The sequence below is a fragment of the Streptococcus sp. 9.1 genome (assembly GCF_016648815.1).
Taxonomy (GTDB): domain Bacteria; phylum Bacillota; class Bacilli; order Lactobacillales; family Streptococcaceae; genus Streptococcus; species Streptococcus salivarius_E.
Map to the genome: position 1 here is coordinate 137407 of NZ_JACLQS010000002.1, position 13727 is coordinate 151133.

16 protein-coding genes are annotated in these 13727 nt (G+C 39.6%); all 16 read left to right on the forward strand.

The features are described from left to right. Positions 1 to 293 precede the first annotated feature (293 nt). The 16 genes from H7T93_RS02850 (at position 294) to H7T93_RS02925 (ending at position 13709) form a co-directional block, all read left to right on the forward strand. Positions 294 to 809 (forward strand): AmiS/UreI family transporter, encoded by a 516-nt coding sequence (locus H7T93_RS02850; protein ID WP_002886548.1) that lies wholly within the window; start codon positions 294 to 296, stop codon positions 807 to 809. A gap of 24 nt (positions 810 to 833) precedes the next feature. Beyond that, complete coding sequence (locus tag H7T93_RS02855) at positions 834 to 1136, forward strand: urease subunit gamma (RefSeq protein ID WP_002886558.1); 303 nt, start codon at positions 834 to 836, stop codon at positions 1134 to 1136. 11 nt (positions 1137 to 1147) lie between these two features. Then, positions 1148 to 1459 carry an urease subunit beta gene (locus tag H7T93_RS02860; protein ID WP_002886559.1) on the forward strand — a complete coding sequence of 104 codons (312 nt, stop codon included), beginning with the start codon at positions 1148 to 1150 and terminating at the stop codon, positions 1457 to 1459. 15 nt (positions 1460 to 1474) lie between these two features. Next, positions 1475 to 3193, forward strand: a complete 1719-nt coding sequence (gene ureC / locus H7T93_RS02865) for an urease subunit alpha (protein ID WP_002886560.1) — start codon at positions 1475 to 1477, stop codon at positions 3191 to 3193. A 140-nt stretch (positions 3194 to 3333) separates the two neighbouring features. Further along, positions 3334 to 3786, forward strand: coding sequence for an urease accessory protein UreE (gene ureE, locus H7T93_RS02870; protein WP_002949549.1), 453 nt, complete (start codon positions 3334 to 3336; stop codon positions 3784 to 3786). Beyond that, the gene (locus tag H7T93_RS02875) at positions 3776 to 4489 is read left to right on the forward strand and encodes an urease accessory protein UreF (RefSeq protein WP_002889927.1); all 714 of its coding nucleotides are present in this window, start codon (positions 3776 to 3778) and stop codon (positions 4487 to 4489) included. The genes ureE and H7T93_RS02875 overlap by 11 nt, the downstream gene beginning before the upstream one ends. 29 nt (positions 4490 to 4518) lie before the next feature. Continuing rightward, a complete protein-coding gene (ureG, locus tag H7T93_RS02880) occupies positions 4519 to 5133 on the forward strand; it encodes an urease accessory protein UreG (protein ID WP_002889928.1) in 615 nt (204 codons plus the stop codon). A gap of 1 nt (position 5134) precedes the next feature. Beyond that, a complete protein-coding gene (locus tag H7T93_RS02885; protein ID WP_195917926.1) occupies positions 5135 to 5974 on the forward strand; it encodes an urease accessory protein UreD in 840 nt (279 codons plus the stop codon). A gap of 2 nt (positions 5975 to 5976) precedes the next feature. Next, entirely contained in the window at positions 5977 to 6954 is a 978-nt protein-coding gene (gene cbiM / locus H7T93_RS02890; RefSeq protein WP_195917927.1) for a cobalt transporter CbiM, read from the forward strand. Further along, positions 6951 to 7730 carry an energy-coupling factor transporter transmembrane component T family protein gene (locus H7T93_RS02895; RefSeq protein WP_096832788.1) on the forward strand — a complete coding sequence of 260 codons (780 nt, stop codon included), beginning with the start codon at positions 6951 to 6953 and terminating at the stop codon, positions 7728 to 7730. Before cbiM ends, H7T93_RS02895 begins: the two co-directional genes overlap by 4 nt. Before the next feature lies 1 nt (position 7731). Continuing rightward, positions 7732 to 8448: an ABC transporter ATP-binding protein gene (locus tag H7T93_RS02900; RefSeq protein WP_096832789.1), complete on the forward strand. Its 717-nt coding sequence runs from the start codon at positions 7732 to 7734 to the stop codon at positions 8446 to 8448. 164 nt (positions 8449 to 8612) lie between these two features. Further along, a complete protein-coding gene (locus H7T93_RS02905) occupies positions 8613 to 9461 on the forward strand; it encodes an amino acid ABC transporter substrate-binding protein (RefSeq protein WP_014633606.1) in 849 nt (282 codons plus the stop codon). A 159-nt stretch (positions 9462 to 9620) separates the two neighbouring features. After that, on the forward strand, positions 9621 to 10523 hold the full coding sequence (locus H7T93_RS02910) for a MetQ/NlpA family ABC transporter substrate-binding protein (protein ID WP_195917928.1): 903 nt from the start codon (positions 9621 to 9623) through the stop codon (positions 10521 to 10523). A gap of 60 nt (positions 10524 to 10583) precedes the next feature. Continuing rightward, positions 10584 to 11957: a M20/M25/M40 family metallo-hydrolase gene (locus H7T93_RS02915; RefSeq protein ID WP_175057397.1), complete on the forward strand. Its 1374-nt coding sequence runs from the start codon at positions 10584 to 10586 to the stop codon at positions 11955 to 11957. Beyond that, a complete protein-coding gene (locus H7T93_RS02920; RefSeq protein WP_175057398.1) occupies positions 11950 to 13017 on the forward strand; it encodes a methionine ABC transporter ATP-binding protein in 1068 nt (355 codons plus the stop codon). Before H7T93_RS02915 ends, H7T93_RS02920 begins: the two co-directional genes overlap by 8 nt. Further along, complete coding sequence (locus tag H7T93_RS02925) at positions 13017 to 13709, forward strand: methionine ABC transporter permease (protein WP_002883771.1); 693 nt, start codon at positions 13017 to 13019, stop codon at positions 13707 to 13709. The genes H7T93_RS02920 and H7T93_RS02925 overlap by 1 nt, the downstream gene beginning before the upstream one ends. Positions 13710 to 13727: the final 18 nt, after the last annotated feature.

The following is a 13727-nucleotide window of genomic DNA, read 5'->3' on the forward strand; positions in this document are numbered from 1 at the left end:
AATGAGTTGGAAAAATAGGTGAGTAAAAAATATTATGTTCACATTGAATGATAGATTGTACGGGCTATATTGTCAGAAACTGTCAAATGCTAAAGATAGTTTTTTAGAGATTAACTGTTTGTTTATCTAGGATTGAGCAAAGGACTTCTATCGAGGATCACCAAAGGTGATGTCATTTTTTGACACTATATGTTAGATTGACTGCCATCTAAATGTTGCAAAATTTCTGAAAATTCGTTGACATGTGTTGTCAAAGTAGTATGATATTAACATAAAAAACTTAGGAGGTTCTTATGTTAGGTGTCATCCTACTCTATGTTGGTATGGTTTTGATGAGTAATGGACTCCATCGTTTAGAGGGTATTCCTGATAAATCAAATGTTGTCATGAATATCTTTACGGGTGGTCTGGGTTTGATTCTCAACATTATTGTCATTGCTTACGGAGCTTGTACAGGGCAAGGCGCTGAATGGTTTTATGGTAGCGCTACTGGTCTTTTATTTGCTTTCACCTATCTTTACTCAGCAATCAATACGATTTTCGATTTTGATCAACGTTTGTATGGGTGGTTTAGTTTATTTGTGGCAATTAATACGCTACCAGCAGGGATTCTTTGCTTAACATCTGGATACGGTGGTAATGCTTGGTATGGTATTATTTGGTTCTTGTGGGGTATCCTATGGCTAACTGCCTTTATTGAAATTAATCTTAAGAAGAATCTAGGAAAATTTGTCCCTTACCTAGCTATTTTTGAAGGAATTGTAACAGCTTGGATTCCAGGGCTTTTGATGCTTTGGGGCAAGTGGTAAGCATTGATTTAAGGAGGAAAAACGATGCAATTGACAATGCGCGAGCAGGAAAAAATGATGATTAGCCTTGCGGCTATGATTGCTCAACGACGTAAAGACAAAGGAATCAAATTGAATCATCCAGAAGCAGTTGCTTTAATCACTGACTATGTGCTTGAAGGTGCAAGAGAAGGTAAAACTGTTGCCCAACTGATGGATGAAGCTCGCAATCTCTTAACACGTGAAGATGTTATGGAAGGTATTGCAGAAATGATTCCAATGATTCAAGTTGAAGCTACTTTTACGGACAGTACAAAACTGGTTACTGTTCATGATCCTATTCAGTAAGGAGAAGTGTAATGATTCCAGGTGAATACCATGTGGCGAGTGAGCCAATTGATTATAACGGTGGTTACGAAGCCATTAGTCTTGAAGTGAAAAATGTGGGTGACCGTGCTGCTCAAGTGGGTTCTCACTACCATTTTTATGAAGCAAACGAAGCTGGTCTTCAATTTGATCGTGAAAAGGCGCGAGGCAAACGTCTAGATATTCCAGCAGGTACAGCCATTCGTTTTGAGCCAGGTGAAACGAAAACAGTACAACTTATTGACTTTGGAGGGAAACGTCGTATTTTTGGTTTCAATAACAAGGTCAATGGTTTCTTAGACTAGAAAGAGGACAAATCGATGAGTTTTAAAATGGATCGTGAAGAGTATGCTCAACACTATGGACCAACTGTAGGTGATAGCGTACGTCTTGGAGATACCAATCTTTTTGCAGCCATTGAAAAAGACTTTACTGTTTATGGACAGGAATCTAAGTTCGGTGGCGGTAAAGTTTTGCGTGATGGTATGGGTGTTAGTGCTACGGAAACACGTGACAATCCATCAGTTGTTGATACCATTATTACAGGTGCAACCATCATTGACTATACAGGTATTATTAAAGCAGATATCGGTATTCGTGATGGTAAGATTGTTGCTATTGGTCGCGGTGGTAACCCAGATACAATGGACAATGTGGACTTTGTTGTGGGTGCTAGTACAGAAGCCATTGCTGCAGAAGGTTTGATTGTGACTGCTGGTGGTATTGACCTCCACGTACATTATATTTCTGCTGACCTTCCTGAATTTGGTTTGGATAATGGAATTACGACCCTCTTTGGTGGTGGTACTGGTCCCGCTGACGGTAGTAATGCAACAACATGTACACCAGGTAAATTCCATATTACTCGTATGTTGCAAGCTGTTGATGATATGCCTGCTAACTTTGGTTTCCTTGCCAAAGGTGTTGGTTCTGAGACTGAAGTGGTTGAAGAGCAAATTAAAGCTGGTGCAGCAGGAATTAAGACACACGAGGACTGGGGTGCGACTTACGCAGGAATCGATAATTCCCTTAAAGTTGCGGATAAATACGATGTTTCCTTTGCGGTCCACACTGACTCTTTGAATGAGGGTGGATTTATGGAAAATACTTTGGAATCCTTCCAAGGTCGTACCGTTCATACCTTCCATACCGAAGGTTCAGGTGGTGGACATGCTCCAGATATCATGGTCTTTGCTGGTAAGGAAAATATTTTGCCATCATCAACTAACCCAACTAACCCATACACCACAAATGCTATTGGTGAGTTGTTAGATATGGTTATGGTTTGTCACCACTTGGATCCAAAAATCCCAGAAGACGTCTCTTTTGCTGAATCACGTGTACGTAAACAAACTGTGGCTGCAGAAGACGTTCTTCACGATATGGGTGCCCTTAGTATCATGACTTCAGATGCCATGGCAATGGGACGTGTCGGTGAAGTAGCAATGCGTTGTTGGCAACTAGCTGATAAGATGAAGGCTCAGCGTGGTCCACTTGAAGGGGATTCAGAGTTTAACGATAATAACCGTATCAAACGTTACGTGGCTAAATATACAATTAACCCTGCTATCACTAACGGTATTGCAGACTATATCGGTTCTGTAGAAGTTGGTAAATTTGCAGATTTGGTTATCTGGGAACCAGCACAATTTGGTGCAAAACCTAAGTTGGTGCTTAAGGGTGGTATGTTAACTTATGGTGTTATGGGTGACGCTGGTTCAAGTCTTCCAACACCTCAACCACGTATCATGCGTAAATTATATGGTGCTTACGGTCAAGCGGTTCATGAAACAAATCTAACGTTTGTCTCTCAATATGCTTATGATCACGGTATCAAAGAAGAAATTGGTTTGAATAAGATTGTTCTTCCTGTTAAGAATACGCGTAACTTGACTAAGCGTGATATGAAGCTTAATGACTACGCTCCAAAAACAATCCGTATCGATCCACAGACCTTTGATGTCTTTATTGATGATGAGTTGGTTACTTGTGAGCCAATCCATACGACATCATTGTCTCAACGTTATTTCTTGTTCTAAGGAAGACGCTATATAAATGAGGCTGGAATTTTTCCTCCAACCTCTTTTGTATTTTATAGCCATAACGTTTTTAGTGCTTTATTAAGTTGCTATATGAGTTTGATGCTAGATTTTTAAAATGTAATAGAAAAGGAAAAAGTATGATTTTTACAAAAGTAGACGCTCTTGTTAAAGATATCGATGTGGATAAATACCATATTGAAACAGTCATTCTTTCGAGTGACGATCTTAACAAAAAAATTATTCGTGTGAAGAGTGATCATGGGAATGAATTTGGTATTCGTCTTGATAAGGGACAAAAATTGCAAAATGGATCTGCCTTTTTTATCGATGATCACCATGTCCTTGCTATTGGTGTTGAGTCACAGGATTTGATTGTCATCTCACCTAAAGATATGGATGAAATGGGAATCACAGCTCACATTCTTGGGAATACTCATAAACCGATTGAGGTGAAAGATGCCAAGATTTATTTAGAGGTTGACCCAGTTGTAGAGCAAGTCTTGACTCAAAAAGAGATTGCCTACACGATTGAAGAAGTGGTCCTTGATAAACCCCTACGCCATGTGAATTTAACTGCCCATGAACATTAATCCCTTTGCTAATGTGTCTTTGCAAGATTATCTTGAAATTGTGCAAATTGTTGATTCAACCTTTCCAATTGGATCATTTAACCACTCATTTGGGATGGAAAATTATCTGCGTGAAGACACTGTAACAGATGATAAAGGTTACGAAGAGTGGCAAGAAGCCTATTTAGCTAGTCAGTTTAAATATGGTGAAGGTCTTGTAATCAAACTGGTTTATGATGCTATGGTTACAGATAACATAGAGCAGGTTTGGCATTATGATAAGGTCTTGACAGTTTCGACGCAAGCGCGTGAAACAAGACAGGGGACTAAGATGATTGCTAAGCAAATGCTTCGACTCATTCAAAGGCTTCATGCTATTCCGGTATTGGATGACTATCAGTCTAAAATACGTAAGGGTGTGGTCTTCGGCAATCCAGCTATTGTCTTTGCGCTCTATGTGTTTAACAAGGGCTTGGGATGTAATGAAGCCATAGCACTTTATGGCTATAGCGTGATTTCGACGATGGTTCAAAATGCTGTGCGTGCCATTCCCCTTGGACAGTTTGCTGGACAGGAGATTGTTTTACGTAGCTTTTCGCAATTAGAAAAAATGACACAAGAAATTCAAGAATTGGATGCGTCCTACCTTGGGGCCAATACGCCTGGTCTTGAATTAGCTCAGATGAAACATGAAACACAGGTATTCCGCCTATTCATGTCCTAAAATATCAACAAGGTTGAGAGGAAAAAACAATGACAAAACGTACTGTAATTATTGGAGTTGGTGGACCTGTTGGTTCAGGTAAAACCCTTTTGCTTGAGCGTCTTACACGACGTATGTCCGACTTAAATTTAGCAGTTATTACTAACGATATCTATACAAAAGAAGATGCCCTTTTCTTGGCTAAAAATTCAAGCTTAGACGAAGACCGTATCATTGGTGTAGAAACTGGTGGATGTCCTCATACTGCGATTCGTGAGGATGCCTCTATGAACTTTGAAGCGATTGAAACTCTTCAAGAGCGCTTTAACCATGATTTGGATGTTATTTTCCTTGAAAGTGGTGGAGACAACTTGGCTGCGACCTTCAGCCCTGATTTGGTTGATTTTACCATTTATATTATTGACGTTGCTCAGGGTGAAAAAATTCCACGTAAGGCTGGTCAAGGGATGATTAAGAGTGATTTGTTCTTGATTAATAAGACTGACCTTGCACCTTATGTTGGAGCCAACCTAGACCGTATGCGTGAAGATACCCTTCATTTCCGTAACGAAGATTCTTTCATTTTCACAAATTTGAATAATGATGACAATGTTAAGGAAGTAGAAGAGTGGATTCGTAAGAATTTCCTACTAGAGGACTTGTAAGATGACACAAGTTTATGATGGTTTTGTCCATCTTGGTTTTTCGAATCGAAATGGTCGCACAATCTCTCATAAGAAATACCAAGAGGGGAACTCTCGAGTGTCAGCGGATAATTCGGATGCCAATGGTGTGCCTTACTATTTTCTCATTAATATGGGTGGGGGATTTGTCGAGGGTGAGCAGTATCAAGTAACCATTGATGTTAGTAAAGATGCTCATGCCCTAGTCACAACCCAAACACCGACTTATGTCTACAAGTGTGAAAAGGGACAGTTAACGCAACAGAATACGTCCATCACACTTGAAGAAGATAGTTATTTGGAGTACATGGCTGATGAAGTGATTCCTTATTTAAAATCACGCTATTTTCAAACCAGTCGTATTGATATGGATAAGTCTGCTCACTTGATTTATTCAGATGGTGTGACGGCAGGTTGGTCACACGAGGATCTACCATTTCAATATCATTATTTTCGTAATTTGACACAGATTTACCAAGATAATGAGCTTGTTTATAGCGATCAGACCCTCTTAGAGCCTCAGAAACAAGATATGTTTAAACTTGGTTATTTTGAAGGCTGGCGTAATTATAATAGTTTGGTAATGGTGTCACCAAATATTGACGAGGCTTTTGTTAAGGCTTTGCAGAAGCACTTAGAAGATCTGGATTTAGAGTCTGATTTTGCTATTTCATCCTTAGATATCCCAGGTCTGGTGTTACGTATCTTAGGAAAAACTGCTGAGGATAATCGTCGCGTCATTTATGCCTGTGCAGACTATTTTAGACAAGAAATACATGGATTAACCCCTTTGAATTTGAGAAAAAATGATATGAGGAGATAAAAATGCATATTCCTGAAAATTACTTGAGTCCTACGACTTGTGCAGCAATGGGAGCAGTGATGTTGCCTATTTGGTATAAGGCCGTCAAGGAGGTAAAGGTTAAAGTTGATACGGATAAAAAAACGATTCCTATGTTGGGAATCGGGACTTCCTTGTCCTTTCTTATCATGATGTTTAATCTTCCAGCTCCGGGTGGAACTAGTGCCCATGCTGTTGGGGCAGTACTAATTGCTATATTGTTGGGACCTTGGGCTTCCTGTTTAGCAGTTAGTGTAGCCCTGGCTATGCAGGCCTTGCTCTTTGGTGATGGTGGAATCTTGGCCTTTGGTGCCAATGCCTTTTGTATGGCCGTTGTTATGCCATTTGTAGGTTATGCTGTTTATAAACTCTTGAATAAGTGGACAAAGAACAGGGTAATTGCCAGCTTTTTTGGAGGTTATATTGGGATTGTAGCTGCGGCCCTGACTGTTGCAGTTTTACTAGGAATTCAGCCTATTCTCTTTAAAGATAGCAGTGGTAATCCGCTTTACAACCCATACCCTTTGAGAGTGACACTTCCAGTAATGGGCTTGACTCACCTCCTCATCGGTCTGGTAGAAGGATTCTTCACAGCTGGTGTTCAAGAATTCATTGAACGTTTGAATATTGATAATACTCAGGAACTAACGACTAAAAAACTACGTCCTTTATTGTTCTTTATCCTAGCCTTGATTATCCTAACACCACTTGGTTTATTGGCGACGGGAACAGCTTTTGCGGAATGGGATGTCAAAGAGTTGGTAGAAAAATTGGCTCATTATCATGTGGAAGCCCAAGCGCCAAAAGGAATGTTGAATGGTTTCTCATTTAATGCCCTCTTCCCAGATTATAGTATTGCAGGCATTCCAGAAGCCTTGGGGTATATCCTAAGTGCGGCCTCTGCTGTTTTGATTTTCTTCATCCTCTATCGCTTGATTTTCGGTAGAAAGGTTGAAAAATGATTCTGCCAGATTGGATGTTAGAAGAACGCCCAGAAGTGACTAAAGTTGGTAAAAATAGCTTTCTTATCCGAAATCGTCACCATTTGGAAGCTCTTATCCAAAAGTTTGAGACACGCCCTGTGTCAGTTGCATCAATCTTTCATCCAACGGCTAAGGTTTTGCTTCTCCTCTTGTTTCTTTTTTCAGTTGGGATTAGTCGAAACATTACGGTCTTATGGATTCTAGCCCTAGTCTTAGGATTTGCTGTGGCTTTCCTACCCCATTCCATTTTAGTCAGAACCTTAAAAAAGACCATTTTATTATTAGTCTTCCCTATAATTATTTATTTGCCCCATCTCTTATTTAGCGGTGGACAACCTCTCTTTCTTTTAAGGCTTCCCTTGATTGCTTTGGCCATTGCTTATTATTCGGAGACGAGTACGATAAGTGAGATGTTAGCTGCTTTAAAGGGCCTGCATTTTCCTGATCTTGTTCTGCTCCAGATAGATATCACAATTAAATATATCGATGTCTTTGGAAAACAATTAATGGATTTGCTCAAAGGGATTGAAGCACGAAGCTTTGGTGGCAATCATCGTTTCCGGATTGGAAGTAATATCTGGGGAATTTTATACCTTAAAGCTATTCGCTATGGTGAGGAACTGACTCAAGCCATGGAAGCACGTTGCTTTGTTGGTGAGTATGTCAAGTCATCACAGTCATTCACATGGAAAGACTGGCTGGCCTTGATAAGTCTAGTAGCAGTGATTTTAGGACAGATTCTGTTAGGAGGATGAGATGTTTCAATTGAATCAAGTGGCCTGTGCCTATGAACAAAAAAAGGTCTTTACTGGTCTTGATTTGGAGATTAGACAAGGACAATATGTGATGTTGATGGGAGAAAACGGGACTGGAAAATCAAGTCTTATCAGTTTATTAACCGGCTTCAAGCAGGAAGAATCTGGACGCATTCTTTTCTTAGGTAAGGACCTCAAAGAATGGTTGAAGGACAAACGTCGAAAGCGAGATTTTTATAGCCGCCTCGGAATCCTCTTTCAGGATGTGGATAGTCAATTATTTAATAGTACTGTCTATGATGAGATTGCTTTTGGACCTCGTCAGCTAGGTCTGACTGAAGAAGAGGTCTCACAGCGGGTCCAAGATACGCTATCCCTGCTTAAAATTGAAGATTTAAGGGATCGCGTTCCCTATCAACTGTCTGGTGGAGAAAAGAAGAAAGTGGCTTTTGCCAGTATCATGGTAACGAATCCAGATGTGTATATTCTTGATGAACCCTTCAATAATCTTTCTAAAGAATATGAAGAATTTTTTAGGGAACTTCTACATGAGCTTCATTCAGTTGGGAAAACCATTATCATGTCTGCTCATCACTTTAAGCACCTTCATCATGAAAAGGCTGATGTTCTTCTTTTTGAAGATGGCAAAGCTGATTTCTTTCCTGCCCAGGAAGTGCTCAATAACCAGCAAGTGATTGAGCGTTTGTCACATTATTAATAAGGAGAAGTAGGAAATCGTTATTGGTTTCCTGCTTTTTTCTTGTCAAACAATTGATATTTTTAGGTGATAGTATTTTCTTATCACCTTGATTATGTTTAAGTATTAGTTAAGCTTAGTGAATTCTGTTACAATAAAAACAATCAATCTCAAAGGAGAATATTATGAAACTTAAAAAAATTCTTGGAATTACAGGTGTAGCCATTGCTTCAGTAGCATTGCTTGCTGCATGTTCATCTAAATCATCAAAAGAAGCATCTAAATCTTCAGGTGCTAAAGAAACAATTAACTTTGCCACTGTTGGGACAACAGCACCATTCTCATATGAAGAAAATGGTGAATTGACTGGTTACGATGTGGAAGTGGCCAAAGCAGTCTTCAAAGACTCTGACAAATATGAAGTGAAATTCCAAAAAACAGAATGGTCTTCAGTCTTCACAGGTCTTGACTCAGCTAAATACCAAATGGCTGGGAACAATATCTCTTATTCAGAAGAACGTGACCAAAAATATCTCTTCTCATATCCAATTGGTACCACACCAGCTGTTTTGACTGTTCCAAAAGATAGTAATATTAAGAAATATGATGATATTGCTGGACACTCAACGCAGGTTGTTCAAGGAACATCGACAGCTACTCAATTGACAGAGTTTAACGATAAACATTCAGACAAGCCAGTTGAACTTAACTACACAAATGAAAATATTACACAAATGTTGACAAGTTTGAATGAAGGCAAGTACGACTTCAAGATTTTTGATGCACCAACTGTTAATGCAATCATCAAAAATAATAAATTGAGCAACTTGAAGACTATTGAGCTTAAATCTGATCAACAACCATACATCTACTTCTTGTTCGCAGATAACCAAAAAGACCTTCAAAAATTTGTAAACAAACGTTTGGAAGAACTCCAAAAAGATGGTACTTTGGCTAAGTTGGCTGAAAAATTCCTTGGAAATAAAGATTATATTCCAACTAAAGACGCTTTGAAAGTTCCAAGCAAAAAATAAGAAAGGAGCTGGGAATGATTCTCAGCTTTTTCATATAATTAAAATCTAGGACACGTTATAGTTAAAAACTATAGAGATGTACAATTATAAACAATTTGCTACAATTCTCATCCTATGGGATAATAATTTTACACTTAAAACAATTAAAGGGAGTTCGTTATGAAACTTAAAAAAATTCTCGGAATTACAGGATTGGCAGTCGCTTCAACAGTAGCTTTGGCTGCTTGTGGTGCTGGTGGTAATAAATCAGCTAAAGATGATAAAACTTTGACAGTTGGTATCATGACTTTGGATGATACAACTGAGCCATTGTGGGATAAAGTTAAAGAATTGGCTAAAGACAAGGGTGTTACTATCGAGTTGAAAGAGTTCACAGACTACAACCAACCAAATGAAGCCCTTAAAAACGGTGAAATCGATGTTAATGCTTTCCAACACATTTATTTCTTGAACAACTGGAACAAAGAAAATAAAGGTGATGTTGTTGCGGCAGCTGACACACTTCTTAGCCCAATCCACCTTTTCTCAGGTACTGAAAACGGAAAAGCTAAGTATAAAGATGTTAAAGAGCTTCCAGATGGAGCTACTATCTCAGTACCTAACGATGGTACAAACGAAAGCCGTGCTTTGACACTCCTTCAAACAGCTGGTTTGATTAAGTTGGATGTTAAAGATGGTGAATTGGCAACTATCAAGAACATTTCTGAAAATCCAAAGAAATTGGATATTAAAGAAATCGCAGCTGAACAAGCTGCCCAAACTCTTTCATCAGTAGATGCAGCAGTTGTTAACAACTCATACGCACAACAACAAAACGTTGACTATGACACAACTCTCTTCCAAGAAGATCCAAGCCAAGATTTAAAAGATTGGGTCAATATCATTGCAGCTAATAAAGATTGGGAAAAATCAAATAAAGCTGATGCTATCAAGACTTTGATTAAAGCCTACCAAAATGATGAAGTAGCGCAAATCATCTATGATGCATCTAACAAGGTTGACCTTCCAGCATGGAAAGGTGCCCCAACACAAGATCAATTGAAAGCTAATTCAAAGAAATAAGCTAAGGACAGAGGGCGTGTGAGAGCACGCCGTTTTGTCGTGTATGAAGGAGACGATTTGATGGCATTTTCAAGTGAAGAAGAGCAGTTACGAAAATTTCGTAACGATGAAATTGCTCAGCACTATTTTGAAGTTTTGCGGACTTTGATTTCTAAAAAATCTATTTTTGCTCAAAATATTGGTCTCTATGATGTGGCTGCTTACCTTGGTGAGATTTTCTCTGGTGTTGGCGCAGAGGTGACAATTGACGAGACTCATACGGCACCTTTTGTCTTGGCGAAATTCAAGAGTCCAAATCCAGATGCGAAAACAATTATTTTCTATCAACACTATGACACTGTTCCTGCGGACAATGATCAGCCATGGACCGATGAACCTTTCCGTCTGACTGTTCGAAAGGGATATATGTATGGTCGTGGTGTCGACGATGATAAGGGCCATATCACAGCTCGGTTGACAGCTCTTCGTAAGTACATTCGTGAGGTCGGAGATCTTCCTGTAAATATTACGTTTATGATGGAAGGCGCTGAAGAATCTGCATCAACAGACCTTGAAAAATATTTAGACAAATACCGAGATGACCTTCTTCCAGCAGACCTATTGGTTTGGGAGCAAGGGAACCGAAATAGTAAAGGTCAATTGGAAATCACAGGTGGCAACAAGGGGATTATTACCTTTGACTTGTCTGTCGATAGTGCTGATGTTGATATCCACTCTAAATTTGGTGCAGTGATTGAATCGGCGTCATGGTACTTGCTCAATGCTATCTCAAGCATGAGAGATGATCAGGGACATATCCTTATTGACGGCATCTATGAAAAGATTGTCCAACCAAACGAACGAGAGATGAATCTTATCGAAACTTATGCCATTGAAAATGCAGACAGTCTTCGTAGGATTTACGGCTTAAAACTACCCATTTTAGAAAGTGACCGCCGAGCGTTCTTGAAAACTTACTATTTTGAGCCTGCTCTTTCTATTGAGGGAATTTCAACAGGTTATCAGGGGCAAGGGGTTAAGACCATCTTACCAGCTCAAGCCAGAGCTAAGATGGAGATGCGTTTGGTCCCTGGCTTGACACCTGAGTACGTTTTGGAGTGTATCAAGGCTCACCTTAAAAAAGAAGGATTTGACCGTATCAAGGTGACCTTCACTCTTGGTGAAGAAAGTTATCGTAGTGATATGTCTGATCCAGCTATTGTCAATGTTATTGAGTTAGCAAAAGGCTTTTATAAAGAAGGTGTTGCTGTACTTCCAACGGCAGCAGGTACAGGGCCTATGCATATGATTCATCAAGCTTTGGGTGTACCAATGGCAGCCTTTGGTATAGGGAATGCTAACAGTCGTGACCATGGTGGGGATGAAAATGTTAGCTTAGCAGATTACTACACCCACATTGAACTAATTAAGGAGTTAATTGCAAGTTATGAGTAATGTCATTATTGATTTGAAAAATATTGATATCACCTTTACACAGAAACGCCGCACTATTCAAGCGGTTAAGGATGTGTCTATCCAGATTGAAAAAGGTGATATTTACGGAATTGTTGGTTATTCAGGGGCTGGTAAATCTACCCTTGTGCGCGCAATCAATCTTTTGCAAGTGCCTACAGCTGGTAAAATCACTATCGGTAAAGATGTGACTTTTGCAGATGGTAAGGTCCAATTGTCGACAAAAGAATTGCGTCAGAAACGTCAAACGATTGGGATGATTTTCCAACACTTTAACCTTATGGCTCAAAAGACGGCTTATGAAAATGTAGCCTTTGCCCTTCGTCATTCTAAACTAAGCAATGAAGAGAAAGACAAAAAAATTCGTGGTCTTTTGGAATTGGTTGATTTGGCTGATCGTGCTGAAAACTATCCTGCACAATTATCAGGTGGTCAAAAACAACGTGTAGCGATTGCCCGAGCCTTGGCTAATGATCCTGAAATCTTGATTTCAGATGAGTCTACATCAGCCCTTGACCCTAAAACAACTAAGCAAATTCTTTCACTTTTGCAGGATTTGAATAAAAAGCTTGGTTTGACAGTGGTTATGATCACCCACGAAATGCAAATTGTTAAAGATATTTGTAATCGTGTTGCCGTTATGCAAAATGGTCAACTTTTGGAAGAGGGTAGTGTCCTTGAGATCTTCTCAAATCCTCAAGAAGATTTGACACAAGAATTTATTGAAACTGCAGCAGGGATTGAAGATGCCTTGGCTAAGATTAATGCACAACCTTTGGTGAAAAACTTACCAAGCTCAGCCCTTCTCGTTCAACTTAAATATGCTGGTTCTTCAACAGATGAGCCACTCTTGACGGAAATTTTCAAAGATTACGGAGTTTCAAGTAACATTCTTTATGGTAATGTTGAGATTCTAGGTGATACTCCTGTTGGTGAATTGGTCGTTGTCTTGGATGGTGAGGCAGATAAGGTTCTTGCTGCTCAAAAAGCGATTGAAAATGCAGGTGTCAGCTTGCAAGTACTTAAGAAAGGAGCCCAATAATGGCAGATTGGATTCAACAAAACTTTCCAGATATTTATCGTATCGGTATGCAGGGGGTTAACTCTTGGCCAGACGCCATCTATGCGACTCTCTACATGACGGTTATTTCCTTCATCATTGGGGGACTTCTTGGTCTTGTTATGGGGCTCTTCTTGGTATTGACAGGTCCTCGTGGAGTTATTGAAAATAAATTTGTTTTCCAAATCTTGGATAAAATCACTTCAATCTTTCGTGCCATTCCTTTCATCATCCTCTTGGCGATTTTGAAAGGCTTCACTTACTTTATCGTGGGGACTAACCTTGGTATGACAGCTGCCTTGGTTCCATTGTCAGCTGCAACCTTCCCATTCTTTGCACGTCAAGTACAGGTGGTACTTGCAGATCTTGACCGTGGCGTTATTGAAGCAGCACAAGCAAGTGGTGCTACACTTTGGGATACGATTAAGGTTTACCTTGGTGAAGGTCTACCTGAGTTGGTTCGTGTATCAACCGTAACTCTGATTTCCCTAGTCGGTGAAACTGCAATGGCCGGTGCTATCGGTGCAGGTGGTCTTGGTTACATCGCCATCTACTATGGATATAACCGTTCTAGTACATCAGTTACCATTTTGGCAACTTTCTTAATTTTGATTTTGATTTTCCTTATCCAATTCTTGGGTGATTTCTTGACTCGTAAATTGAGTCATAAATAGGATTTGAGAGCCTGTTTG

Bases quoted from the DNA above. Each gene is read 5' to 3' on its own strand.
- H7T93_RS02850 (WP_002886548.1), top strand. From the start codon at position 294: ATGTTAGGTGTCATCCTACTCTATGTTGGTATGGTTTTGATGAGTAAT.
- H7T93_RS02855 (WP_002886558.1), top strand. From the start codon at position 834: ATGCAATTGACAATGCGCGAGCAGGAAAAAATGATGATTAGCCTTGCG.
- H7T93_RS02860 (WP_002886559.1), top strand. From the start codon at position 1,148: ATGATTCCAGGTGAATACCATGTGGCGAGTGAGCCAATTGATTATAAC.
- ureC (WP_002886560.1), top strand. From the start codon at position 1,475: ATGAGTTTTAAAATGGATCGTGAAGAGTATGCTCAACACTATGGACCA.
- ureE (WP_002949549.1), top strand. From the start codon at position 3,334: ATGATTTTTACAAAAGTAGACGCTCTTGTTAAAGATATCGATGTGGAT.
- H7T93_RS02875 (WP_002889927.1), top strand. From the start codon at position 3,776: ATGAACATTAATCCCTTTGCTAATGTGTCTTTGCAAGATTATCTTGAA.
- ureG (WP_002889928.1), top strand. From the start codon at position 4,519: ATGACAAAACGTACTGTAATTATTGGAGTTGGTGGACCTGTTGGTTCA.
- H7T93_RS02885 (WP_195917926.1), top strand. From the start codon at position 5,135: ATGACACAAGTTTATGATGGTTTTGTCCATCTTGGTTTTTCGAATCGA.
- cbiM (WP_195917927.1), top strand. From the start codon at position 5,977: ATGCATATTCCTGAAAATTACTTGAGTCCTACGACTTGTGCAGCAATG.
- H7T93_RS02895 (WP_096832788.1), top strand. From the start codon at position 6,951: ATGATTCTGCCAGATTGGATGTTAGAAGAACGCCCAGAAGTGACTAAA.
- H7T93_RS02900 (WP_096832789.1), top strand. From the start codon at position 7,732: ATGTTTCAATTGAATCAAGTGGCCTGTGCCTATGAACAAAAAAAGGTC.
- H7T93_RS02905 (WP_014633606.1), top strand. From the start codon at position 8,613: ATGAAACTTAAAAAAATTCTTGGAATTACAGGTGTAGCCATTGCTTCA.
- H7T93_RS02910 (WP_195917928.1), top strand. From the start codon at position 9,621: ATGAAACTTAAAAAAATTCTCGGAATTACAGGATTGGCAGTCGCTTCA.
- H7T93_RS02915 (WP_175057397.1), top strand. From the start codon at position 10,584: ATGGCATTTTCAAGTGAAGAAGAGCAGTTACGAAAATTTCGTAACGAT.
- H7T93_RS02920 (WP_175057398.1), top strand. From the start codon at position 11,950: ATGAGTAATGTCATTATTGATTTGAAAAATATTGATATCACCTTTACA.
- H7T93_RS02925 (WP_002883771.1), top strand. From the start codon at position 13,017: ATGGCAGATTGGATTCAACAAAACTTTCCAGATATTTATCGTATCGGT.